Raw genomic sequence first — 18,096 nt, forward strand, 5'->3', positions numbered from 1 at the left:
ATGATATCAATTATAAAAAACAAAAACCTTCAAAAAGGAGTCGTTTTAGCTGTCATGGCTTTTACGTTACAAAGTTGTTTTGTTGCAAAAGAGTACACAAGACCAGAAGTTACAGAAACAGAAAACTTGTACAGAACAGATAATTTGCCATCAGATAGTATATCTATGGCAGATTTATCTTGGAAAACGTTGTTTACAGATACATATCTTCAGCAATATATAGAAGAAGGTTTGCAAAACAATATGGACATTCGAATTGCAATTCAACAAATAGTTGCTGCAGAAGCGTATGCTAAACAAGGAAAAGCAGGTTATTTGCCAACAGCAAGTATTGGTGCTAATCTTACGCATCAAGAATTGTCTAAAAACAGTCAGTTTGGTGCGTTTTTAACAAACACCTCTACAGATCAATACGATCTTACTGCATCTCTTTCTTGGGAAGCTGATATTTGGGGAAAAATACGTAGTAATAAACGTGCAACACAAGCAAGTTATTTACAAAGTGTTGCTGGACATCAAGCTGTAAAAACGCAATTAATTTCTAGTATTGCAGCTACTTATTACAATATTTTAGCTTTAGATGCGCAATTAAAAATCACCAAAACATCTATAAATACAAGAAAAAAAGGTGTAGAAACCATTAAAGCTTTAAAAGAGGCTGGTTTAACAAACCAGGTTGCAGTAGATCAAAATATTGCACAATATAATAATGCAAAAGCCTTAGAAGTAGATTTAGAAGTAGCCCTATTTAGAGCAGAAAATACACTAAGCATTTTATTAGGTAAAACACCTCAACAAATTGATAGAAGTAGTTTAGATACACAAACTATAACTGCTGATATAAAACTAGGTGTTGCTTCTCAATTATTAAGTAACAGACCTGATGTTGTAGCTGCAGAATACGGTTTAATAAGCGCTTTCGAATTGACAAATGTTGCTAGAAGTAGTTTATACCCTTCTTTAACGTTAACCGCTTCTGGCGGATTGCAAAGTTTAGATGTAGATAAATTGTTTAACGCAAACTCTTTATTTGCTAATATTGTTGGTGGTTTAACGCAACCTATTTTTAATCAACGAAAGTTAAAAACACAAAAAGAAGTTGCCATAGCACAACAAGAACAAGCTCTTTTAAAATTTAAAAAGACCTTATTAGTTGCGGGTAACGAAGTTTCTAATGCACTATACTCTTACAATTCTGAAAACAAAAAGTATGAGTTCTTAAAAAATGAAGTAGAAGCTTTGCGTAAAGCAGAAACAAATTCTGAAGAATTATTAAAAAACGGATATGCAACATATTTAGACTTATTAACTGCTAGACAAAGTGCTTTAAGTTCAGAAATTAAAGTAATAGATAGTAGATTACAACAACTACAATCTGTTGTTACTTTATACGAAGCTTTGGGTGGAGGTTTAAAATAATAACTTAAAATGGTTAGTAAACAAGAACTTATAGAATGTTCTATTACAAAATTTATCAAGTTTGGAAGCAAGCGTTTTTCTATGAACGAACTCGCTTCCGAACTTGGCATTTCTAAAAAAACCATATACAAACACTTTAAGACTAAAGACGAACTCATTTCTAAAGGGGTTCGTTTTATTATTCAAAAATACCTACATGAAGTAGACAAGATTCTAAAAACTACAGAAGATCCAGTTGAAAAAATAGTTTTAATTCAAAAAGTTAATTTTCAATATTTAGACTATTTTCAACCGACTTTTTTATATGGAATTAAAAAATATTATCACAAAGCAGATGCTGTTTTTGTAAAATTTAAAGATCATTTTATAGAAACCAACTTAAAACCTTTGCTAGAAGAGGCTATAGAAAAAGAGTATATTAGCAAAAATTTAAATATAAATTTGTTTTGCCATTTGTATTTTACAAAACTAAAAGGTTTTGTTTTTGAACCTATAAATCTTTTTGATAAATATGGTGTAGATAATGTTTTTGAACATCTTATTATTAATAATTTAAAAGGAGTAATAACATCAAAATACAAAGACACTAACAAATTGTTTTCTTAATTATTTTTATGAAAAAAGACATACATATACCCGAAGTTACAGATGTAGAAATGGCTGTTGTTTATGAATACAACGATATTTATAAAACAGATGATTGGAATGTTTATATTATTAATAACAAAAAGGTAGATTTAGAAATGATGGTAATTGTTTCTCAAGGTTTTTCTGATACAAAAACGACCTCTTTATTGCGTAAAAAATTAGACAAACTTCCTGCAAATTCTTTTGCCAAAATTGAATTTATTCAACCTGAATTATTTAAATTAAACAATCGTTTTCAGGTTTCTTTTTTCGAAGGCAACACTTTACACGAAAAAACATTTTTCTTTAAGGAAAACACAGTAAAAGAAGGTGCTTTACGTATGATTGATGAAATTAAGAAACGTGGTATTTTAGCTGAGTAAAAAGATTTCTTTAAAAAAAATTTATGAACCTCTTTAAGTTTAAAAACTTAAAGAGGTTTTTTATTTTAATAAAGAATTTGAAAAATCTTTTAAACTTAACACTTCTATATTAGAAGAAGTCCCATAATAGTGATCCCGCAACACCAAGCCACAAAACTGAGCCCCAACAATTGTCATTTCGAAGTACTGAGAAATCCCATAACAGTGATTACACAACTCCAACCAAACCTTATGTGATTTCTCCCAAAAAAAGGTCGAAATGACAAAACTGTGTGCACCAAAAACTGAACGCAAAAAAAACCAACAATTGTCATTTAAGAGCATTTCGAAATGACAAACTACACGAAATTGCAACTGATTTATATATACGACGCCCGCGTTAGCGATTGAAACGGCATCCTTTTTGTTTTTCACAAAAAGATATAGTGGAAAGCGCGACCCTTGTGGTAACGCCCAAATTCTTAATAGGATTAAATAACCAATTTAGCCTAAAAAACCAATAATTAAATACATTAAAACGGTAATTGCGCCACCAACCAAAGCGTAAGGTAATTGGGTTTTTACATGGTCTATATGATCGCTTGCAGATGCCATAGATGAAATTATAGACGTATCTGAAATTGGTGAGCAATGGTCTCCAAAAATTCCTCCTCCTAAAGTAGCAGCAACCACAATAGTTACATCTGCTCCATGAATATTTGCCATTGGTACAGAAATTGCCAACATAATTGCAAATGTTCCCCAAGAGGTTCCGGTAGAAAAAGCTATAAAAGAGCTAATGATAAAAACGACTGCGGGTAATAATTCTGGCGATAACCATTCTTTGGTAACATTAGCTACATATATACCTGTTTCTAGTTCTTTACAAGCATCTCCAATAGCAAAAGCTAACAACATTAATAATGCTAATGGCATTAGCTCACTAATACCTTTTAATATTAAATCTACCGCTTCATTTGGCTTCATAATTCCTTGGATAAAATATAGTATCATGGCCACTAATAACGCAGTAATTACAGCATATAAAACAGAAGAAGAACCAGAACCTAAACCTATTGCTTCTGTTGCGTGTATAAAGAAAGAACTTTCGTTTTCTACAGCGTTCCAACCTGTATAAATTAAATTTATAGGCATCATTAAAACCATCACTAATAGAGGCACAATCATATTATAAGCTCTTGCCGGTATTCCGTCTTTTGGAGGAAAAGAGGTTACAGCATCAGAAACCAATGGCTTAGAACCTTTATCCATTAACAAGCCCGTTTCTTTGGTTCTCTTTTCGGCTTTTTTCATCGGACCAAAATCTTTCTTCGTTAAAATGATAATAAAAACAGTTGTTATGGCAATTAATGGATAGAAGTTGTATTTAATAGAACTTATTAACATAGCAAACGGTTTGTCTATTCCTTGTGTTAATAACAAGCCCATTATAAAAGCACCCCAAGCATTAAACGGAATTAAAATGGATGATGGTGCAGAACTAGAGTCTGCGATGTAGGCTAGTTTTTCTCTCGGAATTCCTAATTTATCAAAAATTGGTCTATATAAAGTACCAACTGTTAATGAGCTAATACTTGTTTCTACAAATAATAAAAGTCCTGTTAAGGTTGCCAAAACTTGCACCATAACTCTACTATAACCCGTTTTTTTCTCCTCTAATTTTACTAATCTTTTATTTAAAAGATTGATAAACCCCTCTACTCCTCTAGAAAACTGAATAAAAATTAACAGCGCTCCCACCAATGCACTAAACATAATGGTTCTTGTATTTCCTTTAGATTGAAAAACGTTTACCATTCCTTCTATCATTGCCAAGGTTCCGTCTAATGGATTCCAACCTTTTATAATCAACCAAGAAAACCAAATTCCTATTAACAAAGCAATATATACGTGTTTTGTTTTTAAAGCCAAAATAATAGCTACAATTGGTGGTATTACTGATAAAAATCCATATTCCATAAAAAAAGTTTTTATTTTGGTTAAAGGTAATAATTTATAAAACATTTTATCAATCGATATTTTGTAAATTGGTCAGCTAATAATTACGATTATGTCAAAATTTTATACAAAAATCACTTCAAGGCTTCAAAAGTTTATAGAAGCTCAAAAAATATTTTTTGTAACTACTGCTCCAAATAATGGGCGAATTAATTTATCGCCTAAAGGAATGGACTCTTTTAGAGTTGTTGATGAAAACCGCGTTTTATGGTTAAATGTTACTGGAAGCGGCAACGAAACTGCGGCACATTTATTAGAAAATGACAGAATTACCTTGATGTTTTGTGCTTTTGAAGGCGCTCCGAACATTCTTAGATTATATGGTAAAGGAAAAGAAATTAAAGAGGGTGATACTTCTTGGAATGATTTAATTACGCTGTTTCCAGAAACGCCGGGAACACGTCAAATATTTGACATCTCTATTGAATCTGCACAAACTTCTTGCGGAATGTCCATTCCGTTTTTTGAGTATCAAGGGGAAAGGAATGAATTGAATGATTGGGCTTCAGAAAAAGGAAAAAAAGGTATTAAACAATATTGGGAAGACAAAAACCAAACAAGTATAGACGGTTTACCAACAAAAATATTAAAATAAAAATGAACAATTTTTCATATTTAAATAGAGAAAACATTGCCAAAGAATTACAGTCTACAGAATTTGACATGTTAATTATTGGTGGAGGAATTACAGGTGCAGGCATTGCCTTAGACGCCGCTTCTAGAGGCATGAAAGTTGCTTTAATAGAAAAAAACGACTTTGCTTCTGGTACAAGTAGTAAGTCTACAAAGCTAATTCATGGTGGTTTACGGTATTTAAAACAATTCGATTTTTGGTTGGTTAAAGAAGTGGGTACAGAACGTGCCATTGTGCATGATTTAGCACCTCATTTAGTGGTTCCAGAAAAAATGATTTTGCCTTTAATTGAAGGCGGAACGTATGGTTCTTGGCTAACATCCATCGGACTAAAAGTCTACGATATTTTAGCTTCTGTAGAAGGAGAAGACAAACGTAAAATGTTAGACAAAGAGGAAGCTTTAGAAAAAGAACCGTTGTTACCAGAAAGTATTTTAAATGGTGCAGGGTATTATGCAGAATATAGAACAGATGATGCTCGTTTAACTATTGAAGTCTTAAAAACAGCCTTAGATTATAATGCTAAAATTATAAATTACACAGAAGCTTCTCAATTTATTTATGAAGATAATAGAGTTGTTGGGGCAAAAGTAAAAGACACTTTTTCTGGAGCTTCTTTTGATATAAAAGCAAAATATGTAGTGAACGCAACTGGTCCTTGGGTAGATGAATTACGACAAAAAAACCACTCTAAAACTGGTAAAAGATTGCATTTAACTAAAGGTGTTCATTTAGTGGTTGCTCACGACAAATTACCTGTAAAACAATCTGTTTATTTTGATATTCCAGATGGTCGCATGATGTTTGCCATTCCACGTGGAAAAGTAACTTATTTTGGCACTACAGACACCAATTATCAGCTAGATAAAAACAAAGTAGAAACCAATTTGGTAGATGCTACTTATTTGATTTCTGCGGTAAATAATATGTTTCCTGATATCAATTTAACTTTGGATGATATTCAGTCTTCTTGGGCCGGTTTAAGACCTTTAATTCACGAAGAAGGAAAGTCTACTTCAGAATTGTCTAGAAAAGATGAAATATTTGTATCTGATACTGAACTCATTTCTATTGCCGGAGGTAAATTAACAGGGTATCGTAAAATGGCAGAACGCATTGTAGATTTAGTTGCCAAAAAGTATGAACGCAGATTCGATAAAGAATTTGAAGAAATAAAAACCAAAGAAATAGCACTTTCTGGTGGTACTTTTAATAATTATCAAGAAGTACAAAGTTATACAGATGCTATTCAAAATAGAATTGCAGAAGTAGATTTCGATAGAAAAGATGCTGAGTATTTAGTACATAATTACGGAAAACAAACAGATATTATTTTGCAAAAATTTGATGATCTAATGCACGATAATATGCAAGAAAAATTGATACAAGCAGAAGTTTGGTTTACCATAAATTACGAAATGACTTGTACTCCAACTGATTTTTTTATGCGCAGAACTGGTCGTTTGTTTTTTGATTCACGCAGTGTACTTTTATATAAAGAATATGTTTTAGACTTGTTTAAAACTCATTTTTCTTGGGATGAAAAAACAGCTGAAAAATACCTGAAAGAATTGGAAGAAAAAATACAATTGGCTACTACTTTTGAGTAAAGTGTAGTTTTGTAAATACAAATAAAAAATCCAACTTTTAAACATCCTACTAAACAATCAACCTACTGAAAATCAATCTAATTAAAACATAATACATTCATAAAAAATTAATATGAATACGGGTTTTCAATAAAAAAATAGATTATATTTGATTATCAAAATTATCTTGCTTATGAATTTACCCTTTTCTATTTAAATAACTTCCTTCTCCCAAAGTATTTAAAATATTTATAATTTACAATAACATTAAATTTAAGAATTATGAAAACGTTATATACCACTACAGTTATCTTGTTTATTGCTTTCTCTTTTTCCGCAAAAAAAATAACATTTCAAGAAACAGTACATACATTAGTTGCTACTTATATTGGTGCTACAGAAAATCAAGATTATAAATTTATTGATGATAATAATGTAGAATATTTATTTTATGATATCTCAAAAAATATAAGTTTTGAAAAAGAAGATGATAGTAAAATAAATAAAAAATTTATACTTACTTGGAAAAATAAACTTGTAGACGAATATGATTCGGTGGGTCAAAAAACTGGTGGGCAAATTATAGTAAAAACTATATTATCTATTAAGACAAAATAATCATTAAAACCATTTGTAAAATTTTACAAATGGTTTTTTTATGCACTCTATCAATAGTATTTTATCCTTTTTTTGGTAGATTTTTTAACTAAAATCTAGTGCGTCTTTTCTATTGATAAAATAAATACTTATAACGTTCGTAAAAGAAACCCTTACTTTTAAAGTTTGTTTTATATAGATTACAACTGTTTGAATATCAAGATAATTAAAGTAAAACTAACTTCAGAAAAAACTTTTCATAAAAAATAACTTTTTATCTTTTCAATTCAAAAAAAATGTATATTTGATATACACTATCAGTAATTTTAAGGCTTATGAAAATATAGTTTCGAGTACTCCAAACAAAAGCAGGTTCTTTTAAAAAAAGAGCAGCTACTATATTTATTAAAAAATAACTTTAAAATTAAAAATCATGAAAACATTATATGCTTCAGCATTCGTGCTGTTTATTACCCTATCTTTTGCTGTAAATACAATTTCTGCACAAGAAACAGAAAACAAAATTATTGCTACTTTTAAAGGAGTAACAGAAATGGAATATTTTAAATTTGTAGATGATAAAAACGCTACTATTTTATTCTACGACTTAGATGAAAACATAGAACTTTCTTTATATGACGATGAATTTATAGGAAAAAAATTCGAGATTACTTGGATCAAAAAAGAAATAGAATTGATTGATGAGGAAGGTAATTTTACAGGAGAAAAACAAATGGTTAAATCCATTACAGCTATAAAGGAACAAAAATAATAATTTTAACACCGCTTATCAATAAAGCCGATAAGCGGTTTTTTTATGCCTATTAAATAAATATAAAATTACGCTTCTACTTGATTTGCTTCAATCTCTTCTGTTAAATCTAAGTCTCTTAAGGTTGGGTTTACAGCACCTATAGTAACAACAGTAATTAAAGTCATGGTTCCGCCAAAAATAACTGCCATAGCAGGACCTAATATTTTGGCTGCTAAACCACTTTCAAACGCTCCTAACTCGTTAGAAGAACCAACAAACATAGAGTTTACAGAAGATACTCTACCCCTCATATCATCGGGTGTTTTTAGTTGTAAAATTGTTTGACGAATCACCATCGATATTCCATCTGCAGCTCCACTTATAAATAAAGCTAAAATACTTACCCAAAAAATAGAAGAAAACCCAAAAGCAATAATACTTAATCCAAAAACAAAGACAGAAACCAGCATTTTTTTACCTGTTTTTCTGTTGATAGGAATGTAGGTTGTTAAAAACATGGTTACAATACTCCCCATAGAAATGGAGGCATTTAAAACACCAAAACCTTCTGGCCCCACTTTTAAAACATCTTGTGCAAAAACGGATAAAATGGCTACAGTACCACCAAATAAAACGGCAATCATATCTAAAGTTAATACTCCTAAAATTGCTTTATTTTGAAATACAAATTTTATGCCTGCCTTTAAACTTTCTTTCATGGGCTCACCAATTTTTTTGTTTAAAATTGGTTTCTTTTCAATTGAAAAAGTAAAAATTAAAGATAAAATAACCAAAATAAATACCAAACAAAGTGTCATATCAACACCAATCCAACTTATAAAAAACCCACCAAATAAGGCTCCAGAAACCGAAGCAGTTTTCCAGGTACTGGTGCTCCACGTTGCCGCATTATGATATATCTTTTTAGGAACCAATAATGCCACTAAAGAGAAAATTGTAGGTCCAAAAAATGAACGTAAAAATCCGCCAAAGAAAACCAATCCATAAATGCAATATAAAATGGTTTTAGTAGACCAATGACCAACAAAAGTATCTGAAGTTAATAAAAACAATCCCAAACTAATCAACGAAAATGCCGCTGTACAAAGAGCTAATAGGTTTCTTTTTTCATTTTGATCTACAATATGGCCTGCAAACAAAGCCATAGTAAATGCCGGAATAATTTCCATTAAACCAATAATACCTAAAGATAAAGGATCTTTTGTAATGGAATATACTTCCCATTCTATTACAATAAATTGCATAGACCAACCAAAAACGAGTAAAAACCTAACAAATAGAAATATATTAAATTCTTTTATTCTTAAGGCTGCGTAAGGATCTTGCTTAGACATTTTAACTTAATTTCATATCCATTAGAATGGCAAAAGTTTGGTTAATATCTTCTTCTTTTACCACAATTGTCATTTCATTTGTAGTAGAAATAATTTCTTGTAATGGAATATCTGCCCAAGCCAATTGTTTTAAAATAAAGTAATAAATACCCGATTGTTCTAAGTTTTCTTTTGGAAGTTTAATAGTAATAGAAGCCAAATCTAATACATTAGAAATTAGCGCTTCTTTTTCGAAAATCTCATTTACAAAAGGCTCTAAATTTTTACTAGTAACAATATTAGTTTCAAAAATACCTTGAGAAACCGTTAAAAAATAATCAGAGCTTTCTGATGATTTCATTAAAATTTTTGCAATTTCTTTTAATAATGAAGTCGTATTTTTAAAAGTAAAATCGCACAGATCGGAACGTACAATTACATCTCCTAAATCTAAAGCCAATTTTTTAATGTTTTTTCTAATGCGTAATTCACTTGCAGGAGAAAGCCTATTAATTGCCATCATTACAGCACCAACCTTCACCTCTTTTTTTAAAGCAGCAGAAACTTCAGGTAAAATAATTCTAGCCAAAGAAGAAACATTTATCAATTTTTCATTTAAAGCCTCTTCTATAAAAGGTGTTTTTCTAATGGTGCTTTCTACAACTTCTTGTATTGTTTTCATTGTAATTGTTTAATAATTTACTTCAATGTTCAAAATTAAACATTTAATCTAATTTATCTGTCAATTTTTGAAATTCTTTTTTAGGGTTTTTATTCTCATACAGTATATTATAAACAGTGTCTATAATTGGTGTATTTGCTCCGATGTCTCCCTTCATTTTAAAGGCACTTTTGGTGGCATAATACCCTTCTGCAATCATACTCATTTCCATTTGTGCAGATTTTACCGTGTAGCCTTTACCAACCATGTTTCCAAATTGTCTATTTCTACTAAAAAGAGAATAACCAGTAACCAATAAATCACCCAAATAAGCAGAATTATTAATGTTCCGCTTCATTTTATGCACCTTTTTAATAAAGCCTTTCATTTCTCTAATGGCATTGCTCATTAGTACAGCCTGAAAATTATCTCCATAACCTAAACCATGTGCAATACCTGCTGCAACAGCATAAATATTTTTTAACATAGCTGCATATTCTGTACCAACTATATCGTCTGAAATCTTTGTTTTTATATACCAACTTTGTAAAGATCTCTGAATAAATTTAGCTTTTTCTTCATCTTTACAAGCAATTGTTAAATAAGATAAACGTTCCATAGCTACTTCTTCTGCATGACAAGGACCTGTAATAACACCAATATTTTCTATAGGAACATTGTATTCTCTATTAAAATGTTCTCCAATAATTAAACCTGTTTCTGGTACGATTCCTTTAATGGCAGAAAAAATGATTTTACCTTCTAAAGAGGTTGTCATTTTTTTTAATTCACTTGTTAAAAAAGCAGACGGAATTGCAAAAATAAGAACATCGTAATTTTGTACGGTATAATTAATATCACTAGACAAATCTAATTGACGTGCATACACATCTGCAGATTGTAAATAATTAGGATTATGATCGTTTTCTTTAATGTGCTCAATGGCTTGTTCATTACGCATGTACCAACCAACTGTTTCTAAGTTTTCAGACAACATTTTTACAATGGCAGTTGCCCAACTTCCACCACCAAAGACCGCTATTTTTTTATGTTCACTCATGAATAGTGTTTTTTATATCAAAAGTAATAAAACTATTATCTTTTGAGGATTACATTTGCGAATTATTATATTTGTATACGCTAATTTAAAATTTTTGAGTTCCTTAAAACGATTTTTTAAAGACACCATAATATACGGAATTGCCGCTGTTTTACCGCGCGCAATTAACATATTTCTAGTAAAACTACACACCTCTACTTTAGATGCAGAAAAATATGCTATAAACACAGACTACTATGTGTATGCGGCATATTTAAATGCACTTTTAACTTTTGGAATGGAAACTGCCTTTTTTCGGTTTTTTTCAAAAGAAAAAGAGAAAGGTAAAGTAGTGTCTACTTCCTTTATTAGTTTGCTAATTTCAACACTAATTTTCTTGTGTTTAGCGTTGTTTTTTAATCATGAAATTACTGTTTTCTTCGGATTTAAAAATCCCTTATTTTTTAAATTATTAGTATATACAATTACGCTAGACACCTTAGTTGTTGTGCCTTTTGCATATTTACGCGTTACTAACAAACCTTTAAAGTTTACCACTATAAAATTAATAAACATTGGTGTTTTTTCTTTTTTAAATGTTTTCTTTTTGTGGTTTGTTCCTTATGCTATTAAAAACGGAATTTCTTTACCAGAACCTATTGTAAATTATTATAATAACAATCCTAAAGTAATTTTCATTTTTGTTGCAGGAACCGTGGCTAGTTTGTCCACTTTTGTATTGCTTTTTCCGTCCGTTTTTAAATTCAAGTTCGAGTTTGACTTTGAGCTTTTTAAAAGAATGTTCCGGTATAGTTTTCCAATAATGATTGGAAGTTTGGCCTTTGTAACCAATGAAAATTTAGACAAACTTCTTTTAGGTACTATTTTAGGTGAAAAACAAATGGGAATTTACGCCGCTTGTTACAAATTAGGAGTTTTTATGACCTTATATATTATGGCATTTCGTTTGGGTGCAGAACCTTTTTTCTTTAATAATGCTGATAAAAAAAATGCCAAAGAAAACTATGCGAAAATTTTGACTTGGTTTACCATTTTCGGATCCTTTTTTATGCTAATTGTAGTTGTTTTTATAGATTTGTTTGCCCAAGTTTTATTAGGTAAACCAGAATATTTTACAGCACTTTCTATTGTGCCCATCATACTTTTAGCAAATTTATTTTTAGGAATTTATAATAATTTGTCTATTTGGTACAAACTAACTGATAAAACAAAATACGGCATGTATTTCTCTATTATTGGCGCCTTAATTACCATTTTTTTTAATATTGTGATGATTCCTAAAATTGGTTTTATGGCTTCTGCATGGGCAACATTAATAGCATTTGGTACTATGATGATACTATCTTATTTTGTAGGTAAAAAGCATTATCCTGTAAATTATAAATTAAAAAAAATAGCTTATTATTTAGTGTTCTCCATAGTATTTGAGTTATTTTCTTTTGTAGTATTTAGAGGGCAGTATTGGTTTTCTATTTTAACCATTTTTCTTTTCTTTGGATTAATTTATTACAATGAAAAAGAGGAAATTAAACAAATTTTAAAACGATAAATATGAATAGAATATCCATACTATTTTTAGCTTTTTTACTTGTTTTAATTTCTTGTAAAGTAAAAAAAACCGAAGAAATAAAAGAAATTAAATCTAAAGAACCTTCAAAAAAAATTTCTACCAAGGCAGACAATGTTTCTATTTTAAAAAAAACATTTGTTATTGATGGTTTAAACACTATTGCGCATAAGGTTTGGTTGTATTTACCTCCAAATTATCATACATCAACAGAAAAATATGATGTAATTTATATGCACGATGCTCAGAATCTATTTGATGCTGCCACTTCTTTTGTGGGCGAATGGGAAATTGATGAAACATTAAATGATCTTTACAAAAAAACAGGGAAAAGTTTTATTGTAGTTGGCATAGAAAATGGCGCAGAGAAAAGAATTGAGGAATATACACCTTGGGAAAACGTAAGATATGGAGGAGGAAAAGGTAAAATTTATGTCGATTTTCTGGTAAACAAACTAAAACCTTACATCGATAAAAATTACAGAACTAAACCTGACGCAGAAAACACTGCAATTATTGGGAGCTCTTTAGGAGGATTAATTTCCTTTTATGGAGGCTTAAAATATCCTGAAGTTTTTGGTAAAATTGGCGCACTTTCTACCTCTTTTTGGTTTTCTAATAAAGTAATTACATTTGCCGAAGAGAATGGAAATCAGAAAAAAACAAAACTTTATTTATTAGTGGGTGATAAAGAAGGGAACTCTATGGTTCCGGATACCGAAAATATGGCAGAATTATTAATAGATCTTGGTTTTCCATCTCAAAATTTAAAAACAAAAGTACACCCAGATGGCAAGCACACAGAGTCTTTTTGGAAAGCAGAATTTTTAGAAGTAATTACATTTTTATTTAATTTAGAAAACAATGAACGTACAAATAATTAACAAATCGAAACACGCAACACCTAATTACGAAACTGAAGGAGCTGCAGGAATGGATTTAAGAGCAAATATTGAAACTGCAATAACATTAAAGCCGTTAGAAAGAGCGATTGTTAAAACGGGATTATTTATAGCTTTACCAATTGGTTTTGAAGCACAAGTAAGACCAAGAAGTGGCTTGGCAGCTAAAAAAGGGATTACCGTTTTAAACTCTCCAGGAACTGTAGATGCAGATTATAGAGGTGAAATTGGGGTTATTTTAGTCAACATATCTAACGATGATTTTGTTATAAATGATGGAGAAAGAATAGCACAATTAATTATAACAAAACACGAACGTGTAAACTGGCAAGAAGTAACCATTTTAAGTGAAACAGAACGTGGAGCCGGTGGTTTTGGAAGTACAGGTGTTTAGTCTTTAAACATAGAATTGTCTAAACTAGTTTAACCTTATCATACCGAACTTGTTTCAGTATCTAAACTTACTGAAATTTAGGAATCTCAAATGAATTCCGATTGATAAATAACCAGTTGTTTAGACAGCCTATTTCTTTATAATTTTATTCCCGCTTTCGCGGGAATTTTCTTTTTAATACAAAATATATAAGATTTTTTTAAATGTTAACTGTTAGATGAATAGCTATTTAATTTAAAAATTACCTGATTGTAATATCAAATAAATTTAGGACAAAAAACTACGTTTAAACTATTAAGTATATTTTTTTAAGGACAAACAATTAATTTTATAGTTAAAAAGAAAAAGAGTTTTTAAGTTTCTGTAGGTATTCTTTTCCAATAGGAATAAAATTTTCTTCTAACTCTTTTGTCACCTCTGTCTGTTGTAAAAACAGTTGACCTTTCCTAGTATTTAATCGTTCAATGCAGTTTCTGTTTACAATGAAACTTCTATGTACACGAATAAAGTTTTTAGGCAAAGTTTCTTCAAAATGTTTTAAAGATTTTGATGTTGATAATTTTTTTCCTGTGATATTAAAAACACTCGTATAATTTCTTTCCGCTTCTAATAAACAAATGTCTTTATAAGCTATAATATGTATATCCGAACCTGTTTTTACAGCAAGATGTGTTTGCTTTTCTGTAAAGACTTTCTCGAACCTTAGTAATGAATTTTCTAATTCTACTCCTATAATTGGTTTACTTAAAAAATAAGAAATTTGATTGTTTACCGCTTCTTTTGCATAATAATTATGAGAGGTCGTCATAATAATGGTTGGCAACTCCATAAAAAATTCCTTTAATTTAGGAATGAGTTTAAAAGTATTTTCTTCTCCAATTTCAACATCTAAAAAAATAAGGTTGGGTTTTGTTTTAATTATTAAAGAAAAACCTTCTTCTAAATTCTCTGCAGTGTCTACAAATTTATAATTAGAATATTTGTTTAAAGCTAATCTTAAGTCGTCATAAGCTTCTTTCTTGTCCTGAATAATGACATATGTATATTTCATAATACGCTTTTCAATAGATATAATCTTAAAAAATGAATGTTTTGCAAATTTATATAAAAAAGTACTAAATACCACTTAATTAGGATTGACATTTAATTATAAAGGACAAAATAAAAAAATGAAGATAAATTTATATTTACAATGGTTTCTTTTAGAAACTTTATATAATTCTCTTTCACAAGAAAATAGAGACCTAGTATTAGAATTAAAAGGCTTTGATTACATTTACCACCTATAACAAAAAATTTAAAAAAATGATTTTAGGAGTTTCAGATTGGTTAAGTCCAAAGATTAATGTAGAAGCAAAATTTATTAGAATAGGTTTTGTAATTGCTGTTTTATTTGCAGGTTTTGGGTTAGGTTTATACCTTATCTTATGGATTGTAAAGTTACTTTCTAAGTAAAATTAGAAAAAATTATATCATAAAAAAACTGCTATAGATTGATTACTTCTATAGCAGTTTAATAATAATAGTTAGAACTTTTAATATTTATTCTTGATTTTCAATAGCAATCTTAATTTTACCTTCTAGTTCTTCTGCTAACTCAGGATTGTCTTTAATTAAACCTTTAACAGCATCTCTACCTTGGCCTAATTTTGTTTCTCCGTAACTAAACCAAGAACCACTTTTCTTAACAATACCTAATTCTACACCAATATCTAAAATCTCACCAACTTTAGAGATTCCTTGTCCGTACATAATATCAAATTCTGCAATTTGAAACGGTGGTGCTACTTTATTTTTTACAACTTTAACTTTGGTACTGTTTCCAATAACTTTGTCTCCGTCTTTAATCTGTGTTCTTCTTCTAATGTCTAAACGTACAGAAGCATAGAATTTTAAGGCGTTACCACCCGTTGTAGTTTCTGGATTTCCGAACATTACCCCAATTTTTTCACGTAATTGGTTAATAAATATAACGGTACATTTTGTTTTAGAAATAGTACCTGTTAATTTACGTAATGCTTGAGACATTAAACGTGCATGAAGCCCCATTTTAGAATCTCCCATTTCACCTTCAATTTCTGCTTTTGGCGTTAAAGCCGCAACAGAATCTATAACCACAATATCAATTGCACCAGAACGAATTAAGTTTTCTGCAATTTCTAATGCTTGCTCACCATGATCTGGTTGAGAAATAATTAAATTATCGATGTCTACTCCTAAATTTTCTGCGTAAAATTTATCGAATGCATGTTCTGCATCAATAAACGCTGCAATTCCACCTGCTTTTTGAGCTTCTGCAATTGCGTGTAATGTTAAAGTAGTTTTACCAGAAGATTCTGGCCCGTAGATTTCAATAACTCTTCCTCTTGGATAACCACCTACGCCTAATGCTAAATCTAATCCTAAAGAACCAGATGAAATTGCATCTATATCTTCAGTAACTACATCACCTAATTTCATTACAGCTCCTTTACCATACGTTTTATCTAGCTTATCTAGAGTAAGTTGAAGTGCTTTTAGCTTTGCTGTTTTTTCTTTATCTGTCGCCATTAATCTTGCTTGTTTTATTTTTAAATAAGTCCGACAAGTTACAAAAAACTAAGATTAATTTCCTAAAAAATAACATTCAAATTTTTACTATTTTTACACAAAGCATACTATCAATGAGTTCTACAGTATTTTTAAAAAATAAAGCGTGTACAGTCAATATAGAAAAAGGAGAAATCATCAGTTTTCAAAAAGATGATAAAGAATATATTCATCAAAAAGGAAACAAAGGTTGGCGCAATTCTGATGATGAAATGTTTCCGGTAATTGGTCCTACTTCTAAAAATAATTTTAGAGTGCATACCAAAAATGGCGATGCAATTTTAGATCAACATGGTTTGTTGCGTGAGTTAGAATATGACTTAGTTTCTTCGGATGATAACTCGGCTAAATTCATTAAAAAATATATAAAAAATACATTTGTAAACAATAGTAAATTTCCTGTAAAATCTACGGAAGAAAATCTTTCTTGGCCTTTCGATTTTTCGTTTGAAAAGAATTTTACTTTAGAAAATGATATTTTAAATATAGAATTTATCATCAATTCTATTGAAGGAATGCCTTTTATGTTAGGGTATCATCCGGCATTTATGTTGTCTAATACTGGTAACGAAACCTTAATTTATAACGATACCAAAATTACTTTAGCCGATGTTTATAAAGCGGGTGCAAATGCGTTTCCTATTTTAAATGCTGATAAAATCATTTTAAAAAATATTGATAGAAACGATTTAGAAATTACTACAAAAGGTTTTCATAATTTTATGTTGTGGACAGAGGTTGATAACATGCTTTGTATAGAACCAATTACACAATATACTTCTCATACAGATCAAAAATTTTCTGAAGAAAACATGCGTTTATCAACAGGAAAAAATAGTTTTTCTGTCTCCATAAAAATTTTATAGTTTGATAAAAAAACACCGTCATTTTATAATTCACAAACCTTGGGGAATGATTTCTCAGTTTGTAAATCCCGCAAAGCGGAAGAAAAAACTATTAGGAGATTTACACAATTTTCCAGAAGGAACTATGGCCATTGGTCGTTTAGATGTTCCGTCTGAAGGATTACTTTTATTAACAACAGATGGAAAAGTATCTGCAGAAATTAGAAGTCATAAATACGAAAAAGAATATTACGTACAAGTAGATGGAGTGATCACCGAAAAAGAAATAGAGCAGTTAAAAAATGGCGTAGAAATTGGTTTTAATGGTAAAAAATACATGACAAAACCAGGAAAAGCTTCTATTATTGATAATCCTAAATTTCCGTTAAGAAGTATGAAAATTAGAGATGAAAGACACGGACCTACAAGTTGGGTTTCTATTATTATTACCGAAGGAAAGTTTAGACAAGTTAGAAAAATGACTGCTGCTGTAGGTTTACCAACTTTACGTTTAGTTCGTGTAAGAATTGGCAAAATAGAATTAGGTAATTTAGAAATTTCTGGCGTAAAAGAAGTTGACGAATTAATGTAACATTTATCACAAAAAAATAATATATATATTTCTAATTTTACAACATGAATAACTCCAACACCACTTTATACATAGTAGCTGCAGTAATCATTTTTCATTTTTTGGTAGGTTTTGGTTACCTGATTTATAAAATGACAAAAAAGGAAGATAA

General features: G+C 29.9%; 19 protein-coding genes. 13 read left to right on the forward strand and 6 right to left on the reverse strand.

From position 1 onward, the window contains the following. Genes MPF19_RS01105 through MPF19_RS01115 form a run of 3 tightly spaced genes read left to right on the forward strand, consistent with a single transcriptional unit; the run spans position 1 to position 2,429 of the window. Complete coding sequence (locus tag MPF19_RS01105) at positions 1-1,419, forward strand: efflux transporter outer membrane subunit (RefSeq protein ID WP_249986432.1); 1,419 nt, start codon at positions 1-3, stop codon at positions 1,417-1,419. 9 nt (positions 1,420-1,428) lie between these two features. Next, a complete protein-coding gene (locus MPF19_RS01110) occupies positions 1,429-2,025 on the forward strand; it encodes a TetR/AcrR family transcriptional regulator (protein ID WP_249986433.1) in 597 nt (198 codons plus the stop codon). Positions 2,026-2,033: 8 nt separating this feature from the next. After that, the gene (locus MPF19_RS01115) at positions 2,034-2,429 is read left to right on the forward strand and encodes a hypothetical protein (protein WP_203395110.1); all 396 of its coding nucleotides are present in this window, start codon (positions 2,034-2,036) and stop codon (positions 2,427-2,429) included. Between the two features lie 483 nt (positions 2,430-2,912). Here the strand turns inward: MPF19_RS01115 and MPF19_RS01120 are convergent, their stop codons facing one another. Next, the gene (locus MPF19_RS01120) at positions 2,913-4,388 is read right to left on the reverse strand and encodes a Na+/H+ antiporter NhaC family protein (RefSeq protein WP_203395163.1); all 1,476 of its coding nucleotides are present in this window, start codon (positions 4,386-4,388) and stop codon (positions 2,913-2,915) included. A 91-nt stretch (positions 4,389-4,479) separates the two neighbouring features. On the opposite strand from MPF19_RS01120, the gene MPF19_RS01125 reads away from it, so the two are divergent. The 4 genes from MPF19_RS01125 (at position 4,480) to MPF19_RS01140 (ending at position 8,019) form a co-directional block, all read left to right on the forward strand. Next, positions 4,480-5,022, forward strand: a complete 543-nt coding sequence (locus MPF19_RS01125; RefSeq protein WP_203395162.1) for a pyridoxamine 5'-phosphate oxidase family protein — start codon at positions 4,480-4,482, stop codon at positions 5,020-5,022. A 2-nt stretch (positions 5,023-5,024) separates the two neighbouring features. Beyond that, positions 5,025-6,671 carry a glycerol-3-phosphate dehydrogenase/oxidase gene (locus MPF19_RS01130; RefSeq protein WP_249986434.1) on the forward strand — a complete coding sequence of 549 codons (1,647 nt, stop codon included), beginning with the start codon at positions 5,025-5,027 and terminating at the stop codon, positions 6,669-6,671. A 261-nt stretch (positions 6,672-6,932) separates the two neighbouring features. Beyond that, positions 6,933-7,268 (forward strand): hypothetical protein, encoded by a 336-nt coding sequence (locus MPF19_RS01135; protein WP_249986435.1) that lies wholly within the window; start codon positions 6,933-6,935, stop codon positions 7,266-7,268. Between the two features lie 412 nt (positions 7,269-7,680). Beyond that, the gene (locus MPF19_RS01140) at positions 7,681-8,019 is read left to right on the forward strand and encodes a hypothetical protein (RefSeq protein WP_249986436.1); all 339 of its coding nucleotides are present in this window, start codon (positions 7,681-7,683) and stop codon (positions 8,017-8,019) included. Positions 8,020-8,087: 68 nt separating this feature from the next. Here the strand turns inward: MPF19_RS01140 and MPF19_RS01145 are convergent, their stop codons facing one another. The 3 genes from MPF19_RS01145 to MPF19_RS01155 are packed head-to-tail and all read right to left on the reverse strand — an operon-like array spanning position 8,088 to position 11,056. Beyond that, positions 8,088-9,356, reverse strand: coding sequence for an MFS transporter (locus MPF19_RS01145; RefSeq protein ID WP_249986437.1), 1,269 nt, complete (start codon positions 9,354-9,356; stop codon positions 8,088-8,090). 1 nt (position 9,357) lies between these two features. Then, the gene (locus MPF19_RS01150; RefSeq protein WP_203395157.1) at positions 9,358-10,017 is read right to left on the reverse strand and encodes a hypothetical protein; all 660 of its coding nucleotides are present in this window, start codon (positions 10,015-10,017) and stop codon (positions 9,358-9,360) included. 43 nt (positions 10,018-10,060) lie between these two features. After that, positions 10,061-11,056, reverse strand: a complete 996-nt coding sequence (locus MPF19_RS01155; protein WP_203395156.1) for an NAD(P)H-dependent glycerol-3-phosphate dehydrogenase — start codon at positions 11,054-11,056, stop codon at positions 10,061-10,063. A gap of 94 nt (positions 11,057-11,150) precedes the next feature. Between MPF19_RS01155 and MPF19_RS01160 the strand changes: the two genes are divergently transcribed. From MPF19_RS01160 to dut, 3 genes are read left to right on the forward strand one after another with little or no spacing between them, the layout of a single operon-like run. Continuing rightward, complete coding sequence (locus tag MPF19_RS01160; RefSeq protein WP_249986438.1) at positions 11,151-12,605, forward strand: oligosaccharide flippase family protein; 1,455 nt, start codon at positions 11,151-11,153, stop codon at positions 12,603-12,605. A 2-nt stretch (positions 12,606-12,607) separates the two neighbouring features. After that, positions 12,608-13,507 (forward strand): alpha/beta hydrolase, encoded by a 900-nt coding sequence (locus MPF19_RS01165; protein WP_249986439.1) that lies wholly within the window; start codon positions 12,608-12,610, stop codon positions 13,505-13,507. Then, positions 13,488-13,919 (forward strand): dUTP diphosphatase, encoded by a 432-nt coding sequence (dut, locus tag MPF19_RS01170; protein ID WP_249986440.1) that lies wholly within the window; start codon positions 13,488-13,490, stop codon positions 13,917-13,919. The genes MPF19_RS01165 and dut overlap by 20 nt, the downstream gene beginning before the upstream one ends. Positions 13,920-14,253: 334 nt before the next feature. Here dut and MPF19_RS01175 read toward each other — a convergent pair whose 3' ends face one another. Then, the gene (locus MPF19_RS01175; protein ID WP_249986441.1) at positions 14,254-14,970 is read right to left on the reverse strand and encodes a LytR/AlgR family response regulator transcription factor; all 717 of its coding nucleotides are present in this window, start codon (positions 14,968-14,970) and stop codon (positions 14,254-14,256) included. A gap of 254 nt (positions 14,971-15,224) precedes the next feature. On the opposite strand from MPF19_RS01175, the gene MPF19_RS01180 reads away from it, so the two are divergent. Next, a complete protein-coding gene (locus MPF19_RS01180) occupies positions 15,225-15,374 on the forward strand; it encodes a PspC domain-containing protein (RefSeq protein WP_249986442.1) in 150 nt (49 codons plus the stop codon). An 87-nt stretch (positions 15,375-15,461) separates the two neighbouring features. Here MPF19_RS01180 and recA read toward each other — a convergent pair whose 3' ends face one another. After that, positions 15,462-16,469: a recombinase RecA gene (gene recA, locus MPF19_RS01185; RefSeq protein WP_203395166.1), complete on the reverse strand. Its 1,008-nt coding sequence runs from the start codon at positions 16,467-16,469 to the stop codon at positions 15,462-15,464. Between the two features lie 113 nt (positions 16,470-16,582). Here recA and MPF19_RS01190 point away from each other — a divergent pair, with 113 nt between their 5' ends. Beyond that, on the forward strand, positions 16,583-17,374 hold the full coding sequence (locus MPF19_RS01190; protein WP_249986443.1) for an aldose 1-epimerase: 792 nt from the start codon (positions 16,583-16,585) through the stop codon (positions 17,372-17,374). Position 17,375: 1 nt separating this feature from the next. Next, positions 17,376-17,945 (forward strand): pseudouridine synthase, encoded by a 570-nt coding sequence (locus MPF19_RS01195; protein ID WP_284041324.1) that lies wholly within the window; start codon positions 17,376-17,378, stop codon positions 17,943-17,945. Positions 17,946-18,096: the final 151 nt, after the last annotated feature.

The sequence above is a fragment of the Polaribacter sp. Z014 genome (assembly GCF_023555435.1).
Taxonomy (GTDB): domain Bacteria; phylum Bacteroidota; class Bacteroidia; order Flavobacteriales; family Flavobacteriaceae; genus Polaribacter.